We start from the raw sequence: 20,396 nt of genomic DNA, 5'->3' as shown, positions 1-20,396 counted from the left end.
TCCTGCACCGCGCACGCCCGTGGCGTGCGCGCTGTTTCACGTCAGTCATTCAAGGAAGCATCATGTCTTCGACTCTTCGGGCGACCGTTGTCGCCTCCATAGGGCTCGCCTTCGTGCCCTCGATCCTTCGCGCCGAAGAATTGGCACAGAGCCAGGCGCCCACCATGCCGGCGATTACCGTCACCGCGCCCACTGCGTCGCTCACCGTGCCGTCTGCCAAACAGGCGGAGGAGCAGATCAACAAGACGCCCGGCGGCGTCGAGGTCGTGCCGGCGACGCGCTATCTCGACGGTCGTGCCACCACCATGAAGGACATGCTCGAATACACGCCCGGCGTCTGGGCGCAGAGCAAGTATGGCCAGGAGGATTCCAAACTCGTCATCCGCGGGTCCGGCCTGTCGCGCAACTTCCACCTGCGCGGCATCCGTCTCCTGCAGGACGGATCGCCCATCAACCAGGCCGACGGCAGCGGGGATTTCCAGGAGATCGATCCGCTCGCCCAGCAGTATATCGAGGTCTACAAGGGCGCCAATGCGCTGCGCTACGGCGCCGCGACCCTGGGTGGTGCGATCAACTTCGTTTCGCCCACCGGCCGCAGCAACCCGGGCTACGCCGCGCGCTTCTACGGCGGCAGCTACCAGACCTTCGGCGAGCAGGCCGCGGCCGGCTTCAGCGAGGGACCGTGGGATGCCTGGCTGTCCTTCACCAACCTGAGCGGCAACGGCTTTCGTCAGCAGACCAACCAGAGCCTGCAGAGAGTGAATGGCAATGTCGGCGCGCAGATCGGCTCGAACGCTGAGACGCGCTTCTTCCTGTCGGGCAACCAGATCCGGAACCAGATTCCCGGCTCGCTGACCCAGCAGCAATACCTGACCGACCCGCAGCAGGGCCCGCTCGCCAACGTGCTGCAGAATACCCGGCGCGACATCGATTCGTTCCGCTTCGCCAACACCACCGTCATCGACATCGGCGAGGACGCGCTCACCCTGCAGGGCTTCGTGAAGTCGAAGTACCTGTTCCATCCGCTCACCTTCGCGGTGATCGACAACAACCTTCTCGATTGGGGGGTGACGGGCCAGTACAAGGGCAGCCGCTCGGTGGCGGGGCACCGCAACGACTTCGTCCTTGGCGTGAACTACTTCGCCGGGACCAACCGCAACAAGCAGTTCGCCAACAGCTTCGGCGTGCCCGGCGCCTTGACCAACGACAACACCGAGAACTCGACCAGCATCGAGGTCTACGGCGAGAACTGGTTCTACGTGACCCCCGAAGTCTCGGTCGTCACCGGCCTGCAGCTCAACTGGCAGACCCGAGTGCTGATCGACAACTACCTGGTAAACGGCAACGACTCCGGATCGGCTGCCTATTTCGAAGTAAACCCGAAGATCGGCGCCCTCTGGGAGCCGCGCCCGGGCCTGCAGTTCTTTGCAAACGTCTCGCGGGCCTCGGAACCGCCGGCTTGGGCGGAACTGAACCCGAGCGTCGCGCCCGGTTTCGCACCGCTCGCACCGCAGACCTCCTGGACCGCGGAAATCGGCACGCGCGGCACGATCGGTGGCCAGTTCGGCTGGGATCTTTCCATCTACCGGTCCTGGGTGAAGAACGAGCTGCAGCTGCTCGTCGTGCCGGGCTTCGGCGGTTCGGCCATCGCCATCAACATCCCGAACGCGATCCATCAGGGCATAGAACTCGGGTTGAACGGCACGGCCTGGCAGGGCGAAAAGGGTGATCGGCTGACAGGCCGCATGGCGCTGACCGTCGGCGACTACCGCTTCGACAACAATCCGACCTACGGCAACAACCAGCTGCCGGGAGCGCCGCCCTATTACATCCAGGCGGAGGCGCGCTACGCCACGCCGGGCGGCTTCTATGTCAGTCCCAACGTTGAGTGGGTGCCGCAGGGCTACTACGTCGACAACGTCAACAATCCCGCCTTCATGACGTCGCCTTATGCGTTGCTCGGCGTAAAGGCCGGATACACGGGTTACAAGGGGCTCGAATTCTTCGTCGATGCCCGCAACCTCACGAACCAGATGTACGTGTCGAATGTCGGTGTGACCAACACCGCCAACGCGGCCAGCCAGCTCTACAACCCGGGCAGCGGAGCGTCGGTCTACGCCGGAATCCAGGCGCGATTCTGAGTCGGCCGACGACCTGAACGAAGGCCCCGACACGGATCTTCTTGTGGCGGCGGGAGAGCGATCCGCCGCCACTTCGTACACAAACTCATCAAAAGGAGAATTCACATGATTGGACGTCGAATTGCGATCTGCACACTGCTGGTTCTGCCCTGGGCAGCTCCGGCATCGGCTCAGGACTACAAGCTGGGTTCGCTGGAGATCGCGACGCCTTGGACCCGCGCCACTGCGGCCACCGCCAAGAGCGGCGGCGGCTTCGTGACGATCACCAACAAGGGCACGACGGCCGACCGCCTCATTGCCGCCCGCAGCCCGGCATCTCTCAAGGTCGAGATTCACGAGATGAAGATGGACGGGCAGGTCATGCGCATGCGCGAGCTCGCAAATGGCCTCGAGATCCCGCCGGGGGCGACGGTGACGCTGAAGCCCGGCGGCTTCCACATCATGTTCATGGAGCTGAAGGCTCCTCTCGTGAAGGACGCCAAGGTTCCCGTGACGCTCGTCTTCGAGAAGGCGGGAAGCATCGACGTGGACTTCAAGGTCGAGGCCGTAGGCGCTGCCGGCACCGGGCACCAGATGCGATAGGTGCCCGTCGTGCGGCTCGACCGTTCAGCATCACCCGGCGAACTCGCGGAGCCGCTGTCGACAGCGGCGCGACGGGGGATTCTCGCGCTGGTGATCTTCTTCCATGTGGGAGGAGGCTGGGCGCTGACGCAGGTCGAGCCGGTGAAGCTGGTGGTGGGTGACATCGCGCCGATGGAAGTGCGTATGGTGCCGGCGGCGGAGCCGGCGCAGCCCGAGATCGAGGACTCCGAACCGCCGCCGCCGGTCGAGCTGAAGCCGCCGCCGCCGAAGCTGGCGACCATCGTCGAGCCGCCGCCGCCCGACCTGCCGCCGCCGGAGTTCCCGCTGGCCAAGGTCGAGCTGCCACCACCCGACGAACCGCCGCCGCCCGAATTCAAACCGCCGGAAAAGGTCGAGCCCAAACCCAAGCCGCCCGAGCCGAAGCCGGTGCAGCGCAAGCCGCAGCCGGCGCGTCCGGCGGCTCCGGTCGAGGCGGGCCCGCAGCAGGCCGCGCCCGCGGCGCCAGCGGCGCCGCGCACCGTGCAGGCCTCGCAGCTCGGCTGGCTGGTGCAACCCAATCCGGCCTATCCGGCGCGCGCGCGGCGGGCGGGCGATCAGGGCACGGCGACGATCCGCGTGCTGGTCGACGTGACCGGCCGGCCGGCCCAGGTGTCGCTGGTGTCCTCCTCGGGCCATGCCGATCTCGACCAGGCGGCGCTGAGTGCCGTCCGCGCGGCGCAGTTCCGACCCTATGTGGAAGGTGGCCTGGCGCAGGCGGTCCTGGTCCACGTTCCGATCAAATTCGTGTTGCAGTAGGAGAGTATCGCATGGGCGACACAACGGCCCTGGGCTTCGGCCATTTCATCGCGCAGGCGGACATCGTCGCCAAGATCCTGCTGGGCGTGCTGGCGGTGATGTCGGCGATCTCCTGGTACCTGATCATCTACAAGGGCATCGGGCAGGTCATCCGGCAGGGGCGCAGCCGCAGGTTCCTGAATTTCTTCTGGAGCGCCACCTCGCTCGAGCAGGTGCAGAACGAGCTCAGCGTCCACGGGGTGCGCGAGCCGTTCGGCCATCTGACGGCGCATTCGCTGCATGCCCAGGCCCATCACGCCAGGTTCGGCGCGGCCAAGCTTGAGGAGGCGGGCAGCGAGACCGAGTTCCTGACCCGCACGATCAAGAAGGTGCTCGACGAGGAGACGACCTCGCTGGAGAACGGCCTCACCATGTTGGCGACGATCGGCGCCACGGCGCCGTTCGTGGGCCTGTTCGGCACGGTGTGGGGCGTCTATCACGCGCTGGTGGCGATCGGCATGTCGGGCTCCGGCATGCTCGACAAGGTGGCGGGCCCGGTGGGCGAGGCGCTGATCATGACCGGCATCGGCCTCGCGGTCGCCCTGCCGGCGGTGATGGGCTACAACTGGCTGACCCGCTCCAACCGCGTGCTGACGGCCAAGCTCGATGCCTTCGCCTTCGAGCTGCTGACCTTCCTGTCGATGGGCCGCGCCCTGCAGGCCGGCCGCAAGCCGGGCGTTCCGCTCGCGGCCGTGACCTGAGGGAGACGGGCAATGGCATTCGGAAGTTTCGAACGCAAGACCTCGTCCCAGCCGATGGCCGAGATCAACATGGTGCCGCTGATCGACGTGGTGCTGGTGCTGCTGGTCATCTTCATCGTGACGGCGCCGCTGCTCACCAACGTGGTGAAGCTCGACCTGCCCAAGGCGACGGCCAACGCCGACCTGCAGAAGCCGGAGAAGATCGAGTTTGCGATCGACGCCCAGGGCTCGCTGTTCTGGGGCGGCGAGCGGGTGACGCGCGAGGAGGCGATGGAGAAGTTCGTCGAGGCCGGCCGCAAGCGGCCGCAGCCGGAAGTCTATCTCCGCGCCGACGCCACCGTGCCCTACCGCTACGTCTCCGAGACCCTGGCCGACGCCTCCAAGGGCGGCCTCTCCAAGATCGCCTTCGTCAGCGAACCGGCGCGCTGAAGTGTCGTCTCGATCGTCTGTTTCATCTCGCAATGCCCGAGTGAGGAACCATGTCTGACCATGTTGCGGGTGGGGCGAAGCGCATCGCTTCCGCCGGTCCCTCGGCGGAGCAGCCCGCCGGCCGCCTGTATGTGAGGCTCTGGCGCTGGCATCTGCTGGCGGCGCTCCTCGTGATCCCGTTCGTGCTCTGGCAGAGCACGACGGGCACGATCTATCTCTGGTCCGAATGGTGGATGGACCAGGCCCACCCCGAACTGCGTTTCGTCCAGCCGGGCACGACGCCGCTGCCGCCCAGCGTGCAGCTCGCCGCGGCGCTGGAGGCCGCGCCCAAGGAATTCTCGGCCAAGGTGACCGGCGGGCACGGCCATGGCGGCGGCGGTGCCCATGACCATGGCGCGATGACGGAGCGGGGCGGGCCGCCGGTGCAGGAGATCATCCTGTCCGACGATCCGCGCCGCAGCACCCAGGTCATGCTGCTGAACGAGAGCGGACTGCCGTATCCGATCTTCGTCGACCCCTATAGTGGGCGGGTGCTGGGCTCGCTGACGGGAAGCCAGTGGCTGCCGGGTTTGACCAAAGCCCTGCATGGCGGTTGGCCGCTGGGCAAGCCGGGGAGCTGGCTGCTCGAACTGGCGGATGGCTGGGCGATCTTCATGATCCTCTCGGGCCTCTATCTCTGGTGGCCGCGACAGCGCGGCTTCCTCGCCGCCCTGCGGCCGCGCTTCGACCGGGGCGCGCGCATGGCGGTGCGCGACCTGCATGCCATCGTCGCCGTCCTCTTCTCCGCCGTGTTCCTTTTCTTCCTGATCAGCGCCCTGCCCTGGACTGCCTTCTGGGGTGGCGAAGTCCTGTCGAGAGTCCAGACGGCGCTCAATCAGAAGGGCACCGCCGGCTTCTCGCCGGGCGGCGCCTCGGCGCGACAGATGGAGGCGGCGCAGAAGCCGATCGACGATCTCGTCACCGAGGCGCGGGCCCGCGGCATCAGCCAGGCGCTCAGCGTGCGACTGGCGCCGTGGCCGGGCGCGCCGCTCTACGTCAGCAACCGCAACGGTCCGCCCTCCGCCGACCGCGTGATCCTGGGCAACCCGAAGACGGGCGAGGTGACGCGCGATGCGTTGCGCGCCGACCAGCCGGTGATCCCGCGGATGGTGGGCTTCGGCATCCATGTCCACCAGGGCGACTTCGGCCTGTGGAATCTCTGGATGAACACGGCCTTCGCCCTGTCGCTCGTCTGGCTCACCGTCTCCGGTGTCGCCTCGTGGTGGATGCGCCGGCCGCGGGGCAGCCTGGGCGTTCCGCGAAAGGTCGCACTGCGCTGGCCGCGGGCGCTGATCGCCACCGCGGCCGCGATGTGTCTCCTGCTGCCGATCTTCGGCGCTTCGGTCCTGCTGCTGCTCGGGCTCGAACGTCTGTTGGTGCATCGTGGGAAGCCTGCCTGATATCATCCCCTCCGGTGCGACAGGTCGCGAAGCGGAGGTTTGTGAGATGCAGCGGGTCACCCTGTCGGTCGACGACGATCTCCTGGCGACGCTCGATCGCCATATGAAGAAGCACCGCTATGCCAGCCGCTCCGAGGCGTTGCGCGACATTCTGCGCGACGCGGCGGCGCGCGAGGCGCTCGATGCCGGTCCCGCGGGCAAGGAGGAGGGCTTCTGCATCGCGACGCTCGCCTATGTCTACGACCACGAGACGCGCGATCTCGGGCGGCGCCTGACCCAGGCCCAGCACAAGCATCATGATCTGCAGGTGGCCACCTTGCATGTCCATCTCGATCACGATTCCTGCCTGGAAGTGTCGGTGCTGCGAGGCCCGGTCAAGGCGGTGCGGGCGATGGCCGACGAGACGGTGAGCCAGCGCGGCGTGCGCCATGGCCAGCTCCATCTCGTGCCGGCGGAACTCGACACCAAGCGCCACAGCCACGGCGGGCGCGGTGGCGGCGGCCACGACCACATTCACGCCTAGGCTTTTCGTTAGGCAGCCGGGTAGGGCGCGAAGCGGCTGCGGTTCTCGTCGATCGTCAGGGCGCGGCCGATCGGCGGAAAGGCGCGCTGCGGGCAGGACGGCCGCTCGCACACGCGACAGCCGGCGCCGATGGGCGTGGCACTGGCGGCATCACCGAGATCGAGCCCCTTGGAGTAGACGAGGCGCGCGGCATGGCGCAGGTCGCAGCCCAGGCCGATCGAGAAACTCTTGCCGGGAGCGCCGTACTCGCCATGGCCGCGTTGCACCGTGCGGGCGATCCAGAGATAGGTGCGACCGTCGGGCATCTGCGCGAGCTGCGTCAGGATGCGGCCGGGATGGGCGAAGGCCTCGTGCACGTTCCATAGCGGGCATGAGCCGCCGACGCGCGAAAAGTGGAAGTCGGTCGCCGACTGGCGCTTGGAGATGTTGCCGGCCCGGTCGACCCTCACGAAGAAGAACGGCACGCCGCGCGCCGAGGGACGCTGCAGCGTACTGAGCCGGTGGCAGATCGTCTCGTAGCCGACGCCGAACCAGCGACCCAGCCGTTCGATGTCGTAGCGCACCGTCTCGGCGGCCTGCAGAAACGGACCGTAGGGCAGCAACAGCGCACCGGCGAAATAGTTGGCGAGACCGATGCGGGCGAGGGCCTTCGCCTCGTTCCCCTCGAAGGCGGCCTCGTCGACCAGACGGCGCAGCAGCTCGTCGACTTCCAGGAAGGCGAGCTGGGTCGCCATCTGGAAGGCCTGCTGGCCCGGTCGCAGATGCGCCGACAGGTGCAGCACGCGCGCTGCCTTGTCGTAGCGGCGCTGGACGCCCGAAGGCTCATCGCCGGAGTCGCGGGCGATCCGCACACCGTGGCGGCGCGCCATGTAGTCGATCAGCCCGGCGTTGAAATTGCCGACGGAAAGCCCGGCCGCTTCGTAGAGGCGCTCGGCCGCGTCATCGAGTTCGGCGACGTGATTGTGTCGCGCATAGAAGAAGTCGCGCACCTGCTCGAAGGGCATCGGCATCGATTGTGACTCCGGTCGCTCATCGCCGAGGCGCGTGGCCATCGCGTCGGCGCGTTCTGCTTCGCTGCGGTAGCGGCGGTGGAGATTGACCAGCGCCTGTCCGATCGCGGGCATGCCGGCCGCCAGTTCGCGGATCTCCGCCAATGGCACGGTTTCACCGGGCTGGGCCTCGGACAGCGCGTCGCGCAGATCCGAGATCAGCCGCGCCTCGTCATTGTCCGAGAAGAGCTGCACGTCGATGCCGAACACCGAATTGATCTTGAGCAGCACCGGCACGGTGAGCGGCCGCTGGTTCTTCTCGAGCTGGCTGAGGTAGCTGGTCGACAGGCCGAGCGCGTCGGCAAGGGCCGCCTGCGTCATGCGGCGTTCCTCGCGCAGCGCCCGCAGCCGCACCCCCATGAATGTCTTGCGCATTCTGCCTCGTGTCGTGTTTGCAAGGTTTGCAAGTCAGCGCTCAGACGTCCGCAAAAGATCGCAAATTCAGCAATATCCGCGGCCCTTCATCTTGCAGATATTGCGGACATCCAGCTCGATTGCAAGGCCGGCCCACCGCGTTTCCAGCGGGTCCGGTCGCGACGCCAGTCCCCGATCACTCTTCGACAGAGGAAGCCGCTTCGTGAAGCTCCACAGCGTCCGCACCTACAAGTCCGCCGAAAGCCTGCCGCGCGAACGGCAGCTTGCCTGGAAGATCGCCGAGGTCGCGGTCGATCCGGTGCCGATCGCGGATGAGGTGGTCGAGATGATCGGCAGCCGCATCATCGACAATGCGGCGGTCGCCGCGGCGTCGCTCAACCGTCCGCCGATCGTGAGTGCGCGGGCGCAGGCCAGGGCCCATACCGGCAAGCCGGGCGCCGCCCTGTTCGGCGTGTCGAGCTTCCCGTCGCGCCGCGTTTCGCCGGAGTGGGCCGCCTGGGCCAACGGTGTGGCGGTGCGCGAACTCGACTATCACGACACGTTCCTGGCGGCGGACTATTCGCACCCCGGCGACAACATCCCGCCGGTGCTCGCCGTCGCCCAGCATTGTGGCCTCGACGGTGCGGCGCTCGTGCGCGGCCTGGCCGCCGCCTACGAGATCCAGGTCGACCTCGTAAAGGGCATCTGCCTGCACGAGCACAAGATCGATCACATCGCCCATCTTGGACCGTCGGCCGCCGCCGGTATCGGCGCGGCACTCGGCCTGCCGGTGGAGATCGTCTATCAGGCCGTTCAGCAGGCGCTGCATGTGACGACGACGACGCGCCAGTCGCGCAAGGGCGAGATTTCGAGCTGGAAGGCCTATGCGCCGGCCTTCGCGGGCAAGATGGCGGTCGAGGCCGTAGATCGCGCGATGCGCGGCGAGGGCGCGCCGTCGCCGGCCTACGAGGGCGAGGACGGCTTCATCGCCTGGCTGCTCGGCGGTCCGAAGGCGGAATACTTCGTGCCACTGCCCGAGAGGGGCGAGGCCAAGCGCGCGATCCTCGACACCTACACCAAGGAGCACTCGGCCGAATACCAGAGCCAGGCGCTCATCGATCTGGCGCGGCGCATGGGTCCGAAGATCGGCGATCTCTCGAAGGTCCGCAGCATCGTCATCCGCACCAGTCATCACACGCACCATGTGATCGGCACCGGCGCCAACGATCCGCAGAAGATGGACCCGACGGCCAGCCGCGAAACGCTCGACCACTCGATCATGTACATCTTCGCCGTCGCCCTGCAGGACGGCGGCTGGCACCATGAGCGCTCCTACGCGCCCGAGCGCGCGCAACGGCCCGACACGGTGGCGCTGTGGCGCAGGATCAGCACCGTTGAAGGTCCCGAGTGGACCGAGCGCTATCACTCAACCGATCCGGCGCGGAAGGCGTTCGGCGGCCATGTGCAGGTGACGCTCGACGATGGCCGCGTGATTGCCGACGAGATCGCGGTCGCCGACGCCCATCCGCTGGGTGCCCATCCGTGGCGTCGACCCGACTATGTCACGAAGTTCCGCACCCTGGCCGAAGGCATCGTGGCCGAGGCCGAGCAGAAGCGATTTCTGCAGGCGGTCGAGCGGCTGCCTGAACTGAAAGCCGACGAGCTCTGCCAGCTCAACTTCGTCGTCAGTCCCGACCATCTCGCCGCGCCGACCGCACGCGGTCTCTTCGAAGCCAGCGAATAAGGAGGCCACAATGTCCAATCCCACGCCGGCCAAGCCAGGCCCCAAGAAGTCCGTCGCCCTGTCCGGTGTCGAAGCGGGCTCGACCGCGCTCTGCACCGTCGGCCGCAGCGGCAACGACCTGCATTATCGCGGCTACGACATTCTCGACATCGCCGAGCGCTGCACCTTCGAGGAGATCGCGCACTTGCTCGTGCACGGCACCCTGCCGACCGAGGTCCAGCTCGCATCCTACAAGACCAAGCTGCGGTCGCTGCGCGGCCTGCCGGCGGCGGTGAAGCGCACGCTCGAAGCGATCCCCGCGGCGGCTCATCCAATGGACGTGATGCGCTCGGGCGTGTCGGCCCTGGGCTGCGTATTGCCGGAGGCGGCCGACCACAATCATCCCGGGGCCCGCGACATCGCCGACCGGCTGATGGCGTCCCTGGGTTCGATGCTGCTCTACTGGCACCACTACGCCCACAACGGCCGCAGCATAGACGTCGAGACCGACGACGACGGCATCGCCGCGCACTTCCTGCACCTGCTTCACGGCCAGGCGCCGAGTGCGAGCCATGTCCGGGCCATGGACACGTCGCTGATCCTCTACGCCGAGCACGAGTTCAATGCGTCGACCTTCACCGCGCGCTCGATCGCCGGCACGGGCGCTGATGTCTACTCCGCAGTGACCGGTGCGATCGGCGCGCTGCGGGGCCCCAAGCATGGCGGCGCCAACGAGGTCGCCTTCGAGATCCAGCAACGCTACGAGGATCCCGACGCGGCCGAGGCGGATATCCGGCGGCGCGTGGCGGCGAGGGAGGTCGTGATCGGCTTCGGGCATCCGGTCTATACGATCGCCGATCCGCGCAACGAGGTGATCAAGCGGGTCGCCCGGCAGCTCGGCGACGAGGCCGGCACCAGCCGCATGTACGACATCGCCGACCGCATCGAAGCGGTGATGGGCGAGACCAAGAAGATGTTCGCCAACCTCGACTGGTTCAGCGCCGTCTCCTATCACCTGATGGGTGTGCCGACGGCGATGTTCACGCCGCTGTTCGTGATCGCGCGGACCTCGGGCTGGTGCGCGCACATCATCGAACAACGCATCGACAACAAGATCATCCGCCCGGCGGCGCACTATACGGGACCGGAGAACCGTGCCTTCGTGCCGCTGCTCCAGCGCGGCAAGCAAGCGCCTGCGCGCGCGGCCTGAACGCCATGCCGTATCTCGTTGCCAAGGACCTGCCGTCCGAACCGGCGGGCAGCCGCTTTCGCACTCTGCTCGACCGCCCCGCGATCCTGCGGATGCCCGGCGCCCATAACGGCATGGCCGCGCTGCAGGCCAAGGCCGCCGGGTTCGAGGCGCTCTATCTCTCGGGGGCGGCCATGACCGCGTCGATGGGATTGCCGGATCTCGGCATCCTCACGGTCGAGGACGTGTGCTTCTTCATCCGCCAGATCGCGCGATCGAGCGGGCTGCCTCTGCTGGTCGACGGCGACACGGGCTACGGCGAGGCGTTGAACGTGATGCACATGGTGCGGGCGTTCGAGGAGGCGGGCGCCGCGGCGGTCCATATCGAGGACCAGGTGCTGCCCAAGAAGTGCGGCCACCTCAACGACAAGAAGCTCGTCAGCGCGCACGACATGGCGGCCAAGGTCGCGGCGGCGGCCAAGGCCCGGCGGCATCTCCAGGTGATCGCGCGCACCGACGCCCATGCCAGCGAAGGCATGGAGGGCGCCGTTGCGCGGGCCAAGCTCTACATCCAGGCCGGCGCCGACGCGATCTTTCCCGAGGCGCTGACCACGGCCGACATGTGCCGCGACTTTGCCAGGGCGCTGCCGGGCGTGAAGCTGCTCGCGAACATGACGGAGTTCGGCCGCACGCCGTTCTTCACGGCGGCCGAGTTCGAAGCGATGGGCTACGCCATGGTCATATGGCCGGTGTCCTCGTTGCGCGTCGCCAACAAGGCGCAGGAGCGGCTGTACGCCGTCCTCCGGCGCGACGGCGGCACGCAGGCGGCCCTGGGCGACATGCAGACCCGCGCCGAACTCTACGCCGCCATCGACCTCGCGGCTTACGAGGCGCTCGACGCCTCGATCGTCCAGACCGTCCTTCCTTCCGCGCACGGCCGCAACGCGCTCGACGCGAGCCGCTGACCGCGCTTGCCCACCCCCAAAAGGAGTAATCGAATGTCCGTCCTCGTCAGCACGCTTGGATTCCCCCGTATCGGTCCCCGCCGCGAGCTGAAGCAGGCGCTGGAAAGCCACTGGTCCGGCAAGACGACGGAGGCGGCCTTGCTGGAGAGCGCCGCGTCGCTGCGGGCCGCTGCCTGGTCGCGCCAGAAGGCGGCGGGCGTCGATCACATCCCGAGCAACGACTTTTCCCTCTATGACCACGTGCTCGACACCAGCGTGATGGTCGGCGCGATTCCGGAGATCTACGGCTGGAAGGGCGGCCCCGTGCCGCTCGAGACCTGTTTCGCCATGGCGCGCGGCAGCCACGGCAAGGCCGGTGATGCCTGCGCCGCCCACGGTCATCGATCGGCTGCGCACGGCCTGCCCGCGCTGGAAATGACCAAGTGGTTCGATACGAACTATCACTACATGGTGCCCGAGTTCGGTCGCGGCCAGACCTTCAGCCTGGGTTCGACCAAGCCGGTCGACGAGTTCCTCGAAGCGAAGAGACTCGGCATCCATACGCGCCCGGTTCTGGTCGGGCCCGTCACCTACCTGCTGCTGGGCAAGAGCAAGGACCCGTCGCTCCATCCGCTGGCCCTGCTGCGCAACCTCCTGCCGGTCTATGTCGAAGTCCTGCACAGGCTCCACAGCGCTGGCGCCGACTGGGTGCAGATCGACGAACCCGCGCTCGTCCTCGACATCGACGACGCGACTCGGACGGCCTTCGAAACGACCTACGCCACCCTTGCCTCCGAGGTGCCGGGCCTGAAGCTGATGCTTGCGACCTATTTCGGCGCACTGGGCGACAATCTGGGCGTCGCCGTGAAGCTGCCGGTCGCGGGCCTGCACATCGACCTGGTGCGCGCCCCCGAGCAGCTTGCCCCCGTGCTCGATGCTGCGCCGAAGGACCTCGTCCTGTCGCTCGGCCTGATCGACGGGCGCAACGTGTGGCGCGCCGATCTCGAGCCGCTGCTGGCCCGGAGCGAAGCGGCGATCAGGCAGCGAGGCGCCGACAGGATCATTCTCGCGCCGTCCTCTTCGCTGCTGCATGTGCCGGTCGACCTCGCGCAGGAAGAGGGCATGGACGACGATCTCAGGAACTGGCTGGCCTTCGCTGCCCAGAAAGTCGACGAGCTCGCGATCCTGGGCCGTGCGCTCAACGAAGGCCGCGACGCCGTCCAGGACGCGCTGGTGGCGTCGAGCTGGGCTGCCGGGGCGCGCCGGGTCTCTACCAAGATCCACGATCCGGCCGTGCGGATGCGCCTGGCCGCGGTCACGCCTGCCATGGCCCGCCGGCCGGGCGGGTTCGGGGAGCGGCGCGTGCTGCAGCGCCAGCAACTCGACCTGCCGGCCTTCCCGACGACGACCATCGGCTCCTTTCCGCAGACCGAGGGTGTGCGCAAGGCGCGCTCGGCTCATGCCAAGGGCGCTCTCGGCGACACCGAGTACCAGGAGTACCTGCGACGGGAGACCGAGACCGCCGTGCGCTGGCAGGAGGAGATCGGCATCGACGTGCTGGTTCATGGCGAGTTCGAGCGAAACGACATGGTGCAGTATTTCGGCGAACAACTCGCGGGCTACGCCTTCACTCGGCACGGCTGGGTGCAGAGCTACGGCTCGCGCTATGTCCGGCCGCCGATCATCTTCGGTGATGTTTCACGCCCGGAACCCATGACGGTCGAGTGGTCGAGCTATGCCCAGTCCCTGACGAAGAAGCCGATGAAGGGCATGCTGACCGGCCCGGTGACGATGCTGCAATGGTCGTTCGTGCGCGACGACATCCCCCGCTCGGAGACCTGCCGGCAGATCGCGCTGGCCCTGCGCGACGAAGTCGTCGATCTCGAAGCCGCTGGCATCCGCGTGATCCAGATCGACGAGCCCGCCATCCGCGAGGGCCTGCCGCTGCGCAAGGCCGAGTGGAAGGCCTATCTCGACTGGGCGGTCGAGTGCTTCCGTCTCTCGGCCTCGGGAGTGGGGGACCGGACGCAGATCCACACGCACATGTGTTACTCGGAGTTCAACGACATCATCGACTCGATCGGCGCCATGGACGCCGACGTCATCTCGATCGAGACGGCGCGCTCGAAGATGGAGTTGCTCGAGGCCTTCACGAGCTACCGCTATCCCAACGAGATCGGACCGGGCGTGTACGACATCCATGCGCCGCGGCTGCCGCCGGTCGAGGAGATGGCGGCGCTGCTCGTCAAGGCGAGGGAGCGGCTGTCGCCCGACCAGATCTGGGTCAATCCCGACTGCGGCCTGAAGACCCGCCGCTGGGAAGAGGTGAAACCCGCGCTGGTCAACATGGTCGAGGCCGCGAAGAGACTGCGCGCGACGGCCTGAGGCTCATGTCGCTCTCCGGCGACTGCATCTTCCTCCGTGGCATCGAAGTCAGCGCGTGCCACGGCGTGCTTCCGGAGGAGAGGACGCGGCCGCAGCGCTTCGTCATCGACGCCGAGGTCTGGCTTGAGGCCGATGACTACGCGCGCAGCGACGACTACCGGCGGGCCGTTTGCTACGGCGCGATCCTCGACACGATTGTCGAGGTCGTCGGCGGTCCGCACATGTCCCTGATCGAGGCGCTGGCGCTTGCCATCGTGGAGGAGCTGCTGCGGCGCTTCCGGCCGATCGACGCGGTGCGGATCACGGTCCACAAGCCCGAAGCGCCGTTGCGCGGCAAATTCGCCGACGTCGGCGTGGTCCTGATGCGGCGGCGTTCGGTACGGCGCTAGGAAATCCGTCGCCCTGAGCGAAGCCGCTCGAAGAGCGGCGCAGTCGAAGGGCCTCTTTTCCGACGCGTGGTGTCTCGAAACGAAAAGAGGTCCTTCGACTGCGCGACGGAGCCTGCCCCGAGGTCTTCCGAGGGGGCGCTTCGCTCAGCAACCATTAAGAATGCACTATGCGGGGACGCGGCGAGATGAGATCCACGGGGTGCCGCGGGCGACGACGGCGTTGACCTGGATGAGCATCTTGCGCGCACAGGCGATCATGATCTTACGATGGGGTTTGCCGGCGGTCTTCAGGCGTTGATACAGCGCCTTGATGGACGGATTCCAGCGGAAGGCTGCCGCGAGGCTGGCGGCATAGAGCGCGCGACGCACCCGATCGCGGCCGCCGCCGATGCGGCTCTGGCCTCTCCATTTGCCCGACTGCCGCACGAAGGGAGCCAGCCCCGCCAGGGAGACAATCGGTTCACGCTCGAGACGCCCGAGTTCGGGCAGCAGCAGCAGCAGGCTGAGCGCGGTGCGCTCGCCGACCCCGTCGACGCTCTGGATCAGTTGCAGCCGGGCCAGCAGGTCAGGCTCGGCGGCGATGCTCTTCATCAGCAGGATCCGCTCTGCCGCCTCGCGCCGTTCCAGCCGCTCGACCTCCCGGCGCAGGAAGCGGCGCACATGCGCCAGATGCGCGGCCTCCAGGCGCGTCTTGGCCCGCACCACGTCGTCCTCCAGCTGCTCGATCAGCCGCAGATGCTCGGCAAGGGGAACCAGCCGCGCATCCGAAGCCTCGTGCACCTTGTCGAGCAACGCCGCGCAGGTGGCGATCAGCGCCGCATCCAGTGGGTCACTCTTGGCCCGGCGCAGGCGGTATTGCGCGAACGCCCGGACCTGTAGGGGCTGCAATACCGCTACTTCGAAGCCGGCCTCGCGCAACGTGCCAGTCACTTCCTGCGAGTACGAACCGGTGGATTCCAGACCGACCCGCACGACCTGCGCCGCGCGGAGCCATTGGATCAGCTGGTGATGGCCGGCCGCACTGTTGTCGAACGCCATGCGGTCTGCCGCGCCGTGCAGCGCCACGTCCAGCCGCGCCTTGCCGATGTCGATCCCGGCTACGACCATGCTAACATCGCTCATCTTCGTCCATCCTGCCTCGTCTTCGAACCTGGAGTTCGGGCAACCATCCGGATCGGGTGAAGAGGCCGGCCGCGATCTTGCTGAGCTCATCCCCCAAAGGGATCAGACGACGTCGATCCGACGACCGGCCGCGCGGGCCCGGATGGCCATCCGGGCCCGCGCGCTCCTTGCGAAGCGTCTAAAGGCTAGCCGTTTTTGCTAAGACGAGGACGACGCGCTATTTTTACGCCGCTTCCTTCCACGCCTTGTCGACCACGGCCACCACGTCGCGCATGATCTGCGTGAGGTCGAAGTCCTTGGGCGTGTAGACGCGCGACACGCCGGCGGCGATCAGGGCTTCGGCGTCGGCGGGCGGGATGATGCCGCCGACCACGACCGGCACGTCGCCGATGCCGGCTTCGCGCATTCCCTTCAGCACGTCGCCGACCAGCGAGACGTGGCCCCCGGACAGGATCGACAGACCCACGACGTGCACGCTCTCCTCGAGCGCGGCGTTGACGATGCGCTCGGGCGTGAGGCGGATGCCCTCGTAGACGACTTCCATGCCGCAGTCGCGGGCGCGCACGGCGATCTGCTCGGCGCCGTTGGAATGGCCGTCGAGGCCGGGCTTGCCGACCAGCATCTTGATGCGGCGGCCGAGGCGGCGCGAGACGGCATCGACCTCGCGGCGCGTTACTTCGAGGCGGCCGTCGGTGACGCCCGCGGCGCGCGCCACGCCGGTGGGAGCGCGATATTCGCCGAACACGCCGCGCAGCGCCTCGGTCCATTCGCCGGTGGTGACGCCGGCCTTGGCGCAGTCGATCGACGCCGGCATGACGTTGCGATCTTCCTTGGTCGCGGCGACCAGCTCGGCGAGCGCAGCCTTCACCGCCGCACCGTCACGCGTCGCCCGCCAGGCGTTCAGCCGCTCGATCTGGCCGCGCTCGACCGAATCGTCGACCGTCATGATCGACTCCTGGCCACCGCCGAGCGGCGAGGGTGCGCCCTCGGTGTAGGCGTTGACGCCGACCACGGTCTGCTCGCCCGATTCGATGGCGGCGAGCCGCTTCAGGTTGGATTCGACCAGGCGCTGCTTCATGTAGGCGGCCTCGATGGCTGCCACGGCGCCGCCCATGTCGGCGATGCGGCCCATCTCGGCCAGCGCCTCCTGCTTCAGCGCCTCGACGCGGGCCGCGATCTCCTTGCTGCCGTCGAAGATGTCGCCGTATTCGAGCAGGTCGGTCTCGAAGGCCACGATCTGCTGCAGGCGCAGCGACCATTGCTGGTCCCAGGGCCGCGGCAGGCCGAGCGCCTCGTTCCAGGCGGGGAGCTGCACCGAGCGGGCGCGGGCGTTCTTGCTCATCACCACGGCCAGCATCTCGAGCAGGATGCGATAGACGTTGTTCTCGGGCTGCTGCTCGGTGAGGCCGAGCGAGTTCACCTGCACGCCGTAGCGGAACAGGCGCTGCTTGGGATCGGCGATGCCATAGCGGTTGAGCGTGATGTCTTCCCACATCTCCGCGAACGCCCGCATCTTGCACATCTCGGTGATGAAGCGGATGCCGGCATTCACGAAGAAGGAGATGCGGCCCACCACCTTGGGGAAGTCGGCGTCGGGCACCTGGCCGCGGGCCTTGACCGCGTCGAGCACGGCGATGGCGTTGACCAGCGCGAAGGCCAGCTCCTGCACCGGCGTCGCGCCGGCCTCCTGCAGGTGATAGCTGCAGACGTTCATCGGGTTCCACTTGGGAACCTCGCGATAGGTGAAGCCGATCGTGTCGGCCGTCAGTCTCAGCGACGGCTCGGGCGGGAAGATGTAGGTCCCGCGCGAGAGATATTCCTTGATGATGTCGTTCTGGGTCGTGCCCTGCAGCTTCGACCGGTCGACGCCCTGCGCCTCGGCGGTCGCGATGTACAGCGAGAGCAGCCAGGCGGCCGGCGCGTTGATGGTCATCGACGTGTTCATCCGGTCGAGCGGGATGCCGTCGAACAGGGTGCGCATGTCGCCGAGATGCGAAATCGGCACGCCCACCTTGCCGACCTCGCCCTTGGCCAGCACATGGTCGCTGTCGTAGCCGGTCTGCGTCGGCAGATCGAAGGCGACGCTGAGGCCGGTCTGGCCGCGCGCGAGGTTGGTGCGGTACAGCTCGTTCGACTTCTCGGCCGTGGAGTGGCCGGCATAGGTGCGAATGAGCCAGGGCTTGTCGCGGTTCGGGATTGTCATGTGTGGCGATTCGCAGTGCTGTTGACGTAGACTTGGGTACACCAGATCATGCTGCGTCGCAGCATCGAAGATTTTGCAACGCGGCGGAAGGGAAAAGAGGGGATTTGAGCGACGCGTCTTCCCCTTGGGGTCAGACGGCTGGCCAGACGCCGCCGGGACCCTCCAGCCCCACAGCCGTCCCCGGTACGCCCTGGAGTCACGATATGACCCCCAGCCGGCCGGTCTATGATGGGCGGCTGGGCGAACTCTACGCCATCTACCTGCGCCATCTCGCGATGATGCTGGTGACTCTGGGTTGGTCGCGCTTCTGGGGCCGCACCCGTATCCGGCGCTATGTCTGGAACCATCTCTCGGTGCTGGGCGACCGGTTCGAGTATCGCGGCCGCGGCCGGGAGCTGCTGATCGGCTTCCTGCTGGCGCTGCTGCTGGTCGCCGCCTGGTCCGGCCTCATGTACCTGGTGTGGCTGTACGTCTTCCACCAGAAGCCGTTCGCCACTTTCGGGCTGTTCGACCTGTTCTCGCTGTCGGTCGTGCTGATCGGCTTTCCCTTGGCCTATGTCGGCCACTATGCCGGTCTGCGCTACAAGCTCTCGCGCACGCGCTGGCGCGGCATCCGCTGCGGCATGGCGGGCTCGGCCTGGGCCTACGGCGCCATCGCGACCTTCCTGCAATTCGCCAATGCCATGACGGGCTACCTGCTGACGCCCGTCGTGTCGGTGAACCTGGCACGCCCGCGCATCGTCAACACGCGGGTCGGCACCCAGGGCTTCGCCTTCGCGGGCCGCGCGGGCGACATTTACGGCCGCTATCTCGGCTACTATTTCCTGAACATCGTGGCCTGGGTCGCCGCGGCCGTCGTCACCTTCATGGCGGTCGGCGGCACGCTCGAGGGTCTGGGTTTCTCCGCCGACGACTTCCTGAAGCTGTTCGCCCATCCCAGCCTGCGCACCGTGGCCGTGGTGCTGCTCATCGCCTTCGGTGCCTATATCCTGTTCGGCCTGCTCATCCTGCCGCTGCGCTGCTGGTGGCAGGCCTATCTGATGCGCTACCTCGTGACCCACTCCCGCGCCGGCAACGTGCTGTTCGCCACCGCCATCTCGACCTGGCAGATGTGGGGGTTCCTGGTTCTTAACTACCTGATCGTGCTGCTGACCCTGGGCATCGGATGGCCGTGGGTGATGCACCGCACGATGAAGCTGATCGCAGGCCAACTCTGGATCTACGGCGCGCCCGAGGGCAGCGAAATCCGGCAGCCGACCGATCTCGGCCCGACCTATGGCGAGGGCCTGCTCGACATGTTCGACGTGAGCGGGGTCTGACGATGGCGGCCCGCTATTATGACGGCGTCACCGCCGACGTGCAGGAAGTGACCTTGAAGGTCACCAGCCAGGAACTGCTCATCTCCCGTTCGGAAGACTCCGGCCTCGTGGCGCGCTGGCCGGTCGCCGACGTGTCCGTGCTGGGCGATTCGCACCATGAGGCCGTGCCGCCGCTGGCGCTGCGCGGCAGCGAGGCGCGTCTGGTGGTCGAGGATCCAGCCTGGCGGGCGCAGCTCGTCTCGCTGGTGCCCGCGCTGAAGCCGCTGGCGCTCGAACCCGTGAAGGTCGTGCCGCGCCTCGGCGCCTATTCGCTGGCGATCGTCGCGCTGGTCGGCCTGTTCTGGAGCGTGGTCGAGTACGGCACCGGCTATGCCGCACCGCTGATGCCTTACTCGTGGCAGGTGAAGCTGGGCGAGACGGTGCTCGACGAGATCACGGCCGATGAGGAAGTCTGCACCGGCAACGCGGGCCTCGCCGCGATCAACCGCCTGGCCAACGATCTGGCAAAGGAAGCAGGCTACCCGCACGAGGTCACGGTACACGTGGTGAAGGGTAAGTTGGTCAACGCTTTCACCCTGCCGGGCGGGATACTCGTTTTCTATTCGGCGCTGATCGACGACGCGAGCAGCACGCAGGTCGCGGGCGTGCTGGCGCACGAAATTGGCCATGTCGTGCATTTTCATCCGACCAAGGGTGTGATCCGTGCCTTCGGCATCGACATGCTGATCAAGCTGCTGACCGGCGGTTACTCCGATGTCTTGACCACGGTCGGCAGCGGCGGCACCACATTGCTGGCCATGCGCAACGGCCGCGCCTTCGAGCGGGAGGCCGACGAGACCGGCGTGCACCTGCTCGAGCAACGTGGCCTCCGCGCCGATGGCGTCTCGACGTTCTTCGAGAAGATGATGAAGGAGAAACCCGACGATGCCGCCAGCGCCGCCGGCATCTGGTCGAGCCATCCGCCGACGCAGGAGCGCATCGCTGCGACCAAGCGGCCGCCGAACGGCAAGCTGCCCTTCACGCCGGCCGAATGGCAGGCGCTCCGGAACGTCTGCAAATAGCAGATCGTT

General features: G+C 67.3%; 17 protein-coding genes. 14 read left to right on the top strand and 3 right to left on the bottom strand.

Annotation, left to right across the window (positions count from 1 at the left end; genetic code table 11):
• Positions 1 to 62 precede the first annotated feature (62 nt).
• The 7 genes from ACQY78_RS07850 to nikR all read left to right on the top strand — a co-directional run bounded on the left by ACQY78_RS07850 (position 63) and on the right by nikR (position 6,649).
• Positions 63 to 2,141, top strand: a complete 2,079-nt coding sequence (locus ACQY78_RS07850; protein WP_428684352.1) for a TonB-dependent receptor family protein — start codon at positions 63 to 65, stop codon at positions 2,139 to 2,141.
• Between the two features lie 105 nt (positions 2,142 to 2,246).
• Positions 2,247 to 2,723, top strand: a complete 477-nt coding sequence (locus ACQY78_RS07845) for a copper chaperone PCu(A)C (protein WP_428684350.1) — start codon at positions 2,247 to 2,249, stop codon at positions 2,721 to 2,723.
• Complete coding sequence (locus ACQY78_RS07840; RefSeq protein ID WP_428684348.1) at positions 2,724 to 3,518, top strand: energy transducer TonB; 795 nt, start codon at positions 2,724 to 2,726, stop codon at positions 3,516 to 3,518.
• A gap of 11 nt (positions 3,519 to 3,529) precedes the next feature.
• Positions 3,530 to 4,258, top strand: a complete 729-nt coding sequence (locus tag ACQY78_RS07835; protein WP_428684346.1) for a MotA/TolQ/ExbB proton channel family protein — start codon at positions 3,530 to 3,532, stop codon at positions 4,256 to 4,258.
• 12 nt (positions 4,259 to 4,270) lie between these two features.
• Positions 4,271 to 4,687: an ExbD/TolR family protein gene (locus ACQY78_RS07830; RefSeq protein WP_422012007.1), complete on the top strand. Its 417-nt coding sequence runs from the start codon at positions 4,271 to 4,273 to the stop codon at positions 4,685 to 4,687.
• Positions 4,688 to 4,737: 50 nt separating this feature from the next.
• A complete protein-coding gene (locus tag ACQY78_RS07825) occupies positions 4,738 to 6,126 on the top strand; it encodes a PepSY-associated TM helix domain-containing protein (RefSeq protein WP_428684344.1) in 1,389 nt (462 codons plus the stop codon).
• 46 nt (positions 6,127 to 6,172) lie between these two features.
• Complete coding sequence (gene nikR, locus ACQY78_RS07820; protein ID WP_428684342.1) at positions 6,173 to 6,649, top strand: nickel-responsive transcriptional regulator NikR; 477 nt, start codon at positions 6,173 to 6,175, stop codon at positions 6,647 to 6,649.
• An 8-nt stretch (positions 6,650 to 6,657) separates the two neighbouring features.
• Here the strand turns inward: nikR and ACQY78_RS07815 are convergent, their stop codons facing one another.
• Positions 6,658 to 8,073 (bottom strand): short-chain fatty acyl-CoA regulator family protein, encoded by a 1,416-nt coding sequence (locus ACQY78_RS07815; protein WP_428684340.1) that lies wholly within the window; start codon positions 8,071 to 8,073, stop codon positions 6,658 to 6,660.
• Between the two features lie 202 nt (positions 8,074 to 8,275).
• Here ACQY78_RS07815 and ACQY78_RS07810 point away from each other — a divergent pair, with 202 nt between their 5' ends.
• Genes ACQY78_RS07810 through folB form a run of 5 tightly spaced genes read left to right on the top strand, consistent with a single transcriptional unit; the run spans position 8,276 to position 14,682 of the window.
• Positions 8,276 to 9,796 carry an MmgE/PrpD family protein gene (locus ACQY78_RS07810; protein ID WP_428684338.1) on the top strand — a complete coding sequence of 507 codons (1,521 nt, stop codon included), beginning with the start codon at positions 8,276 to 8,278 and terminating at the stop codon, positions 9,794 to 9,796.
• A 10-nt stretch (positions 9,797 to 9,806) separates the two neighbouring features.
• Entirely contained in the window at positions 9,807 to 10,985 is a 1,179-nt protein-coding gene (prpC, locus tag ACQY78_RS07805; protein ID WP_428684336.1) for a bifunctional 2-methylcitrate synthase/citrate synthase, read from the top strand.
• A gap of 5 nt (positions 10,986 to 10,990) precedes the next feature.
• Positions 10,991 to 11,929 carry a methylisocitrate lyase gene (gene prpB / locus ACQY78_RS07800; RefSeq protein WP_428684334.1) on the top strand — a complete coding sequence of 313 codons (939 nt, stop codon included), beginning with the start codon at positions 10,991 to 10,993 and terminating at the stop codon, positions 11,927 to 11,929.
• Between the two features lie 33 nt (positions 11,930 to 11,962).
• A complete protein-coding gene (metE, locus tag ACQY78_RS07795) occupies positions 11,963 to 14,293 on the top strand; it encodes a 5-methyltetrahydropteroyltriglutamate--homocysteine S-methyltransferase (RefSeq protein WP_428684332.1) in 2,331 nt (776 codons plus the stop codon).
• Positions 14,294 to 14,298: 5 nt separating this feature from the next.
• Positions 14,299 to 14,682 (top strand): dihydroneopterin aldolase, encoded by a 384-nt coding sequence (gene folB / locus ACQY78_RS07790; RefSeq protein ID WP_428684330.1) that lies wholly within the window; start codon positions 14,299 to 14,301, stop codon positions 14,680 to 14,682.
• A gap of 165 nt (positions 14,683 to 14,847) precedes the next feature.
• Here the strand turns inward: folB and ACQY78_RS07785 are convergent, their stop codons facing one another.
• Positions 14,848 to 15,804: an IS110 family transposase gene (locus tag ACQY78_RS07785; protein ID WP_428684328.1), complete on the bottom strand. Its 957-nt coding sequence runs from the start codon at positions 15,802 to 15,804 to the stop codon at positions 14,848 to 14,850.
• A gap of 223 nt (positions 15,805 to 16,027) precedes the next feature.
• Positions 16,028 to 18,007 (bottom strand): methylmalonyl-CoA mutase family protein, encoded by a 1,980-nt coding sequence (locus ACQY78_RS07780; protein ID WP_428684326.1) that lies wholly within the window; start codon positions 18,005 to 18,007, stop codon positions 16,028 to 16,030.
• Positions 18,008 to 18,210: 203 nt separating this feature from the next.
• Between ACQY78_RS07780 and ACQY78_RS07775 the strand changes: the two genes are divergently transcribed.
• Positions 18,211 to 19,326, top strand: a complete 1,116-nt coding sequence (locus tag ACQY78_RS07775; protein ID WP_428684324.1) for a DUF898 family protein — start codon at positions 18,211 to 18,213, stop codon at positions 19,324 to 19,326.
• 2 nt (positions 19,327 to 19,328) lie between these two features.
• Positions 19,329 to 20,387 carry a M48 family metallopeptidase gene (locus tag ACQY78_RS07770; protein ID WP_428684322.1) on the top strand — a complete coding sequence of 353 codons (1,059 nt, stop codon included), beginning with the start codon at positions 19,329 to 19,331 and terminating at the stop codon, positions 20,385 to 20,387.
• Positions 20,388 to 20,396 lie beyond the last annotated feature (9 nt).

The sequence above is a fragment of the Reyranella sp. genome (genome assembly GCF_965279625.1).
In the GTDB taxonomy this organism is placed as follows: Bacteria; Pseudomonadota; Alphaproteobacteria; order Reyranellales; family Reyranellaceae; genus Reyranella.
The sequence above is the reverse complement of the archived record's forward strand: the minus strand, read 5'-3'. Positions and strand labels throughout refer to the sequence as shown.

Bases quoted from the DNA above. Each gene is read 5' to 3' on its own strand.
- prpC (WP_428684336.1), top strand. From the start codon at position 9,807: ATGTCCAATCCCACGCCGGCCAAGCCAGGCCCCAAGAAGTCCGTCGCC.
- ACQY78_RS07835 (WP_428684346.1), top strand. From the start codon at position 3,530: ATGGGCGACACAACGGCCCTGGGCTTCGGCCATTTCATCGCGCAGGCG.
- ACQY78_RS07830 (WP_422012007.1), top strand. From the start codon at position 4,271: ATGGCATTCGGAAGTTTCGAACGCAAGACCTCGTCCCAGCCGATGGCC.
- ACQY78_RS07770 (WP_428684322.1), top strand. From the start codon at position 19,329: ATGGCGGCCCGCTATTATGACGGCGTCACCGCCGACGTGCAGGAAGTG.
- ACQY78_RS07815 (WP_428684340.1), bottom strand. From the start codon at position 8,073: ATGCGCAAGACATTCATGGGGGTGCGGCTGCGGGCGCTGCGCGAGGAA.
- ACQY78_RS07850 (WP_428684352.1), top strand. From the start codon at position 63: ATGTCTTCGACTCTTCGGGCGACCGTTGTCGCCTCCATAGGGCTCGCC.
- metE (WP_428684332.1), top strand. From the start codon at position 11,963: ATGTCCGTCCTCGTCAGCACGCTTGGATTCCCCCGTATCGGTCCCCGC.
- nikR (WP_428684342.1), top strand. From the start codon at position 6,173: ATGCAGCGGGTCACCCTGTCGGTCGACGACGATCTCCTGGCGACGCTC.
- folB (WP_428684330.1), top strand. From the start codon at position 14,299: ATGTCGCTCTCCGGCGACTGCATCTTCCTCCGTGGCATCGAAGTCAGC.
- ACQY78_RS07785 (WP_428684328.1), bottom strand. From the start codon at position 15,804: ATGAGCGATGTTAGCATGGTCGTAGCCGGGATCGACATCGGCAAGGCG.
- ACQY78_RS07825 (WP_428684344.1), top strand. From the start codon at position 4,738: ATGTCTGACCATGTTGCGGGTGGGGCGAAGCGCATCGCTTCCGCCGGT.
- ACQY78_RS07780 (WP_428684326.1), bottom strand. From the start codon at position 18,007: ATGACAATCCCGAACCGCGACAAGCCCTGGCTCATTCGCACCTATGCC.
- ACQY78_RS07775 (WP_428684324.1), top strand. From the start codon at position 18,211: ATGACCCCCAGCCGGCCGGTCTATGATGGGCGGCTGGGCGAACTCTAC.
- ACQY78_RS07845 (WP_428684350.1), top strand. From the start codon at position 2,247: ATGATTGGACGTCGAATTGCGATCTGCACACTGCTGGTTCTGCCCTGG.
- prpB (WP_428684334.1), top strand. From the start codon at position 10,991: ATGCCGTATCTCGTTGCCAAGGACCTGCCGTCCGAACCGGCGGGCAGC.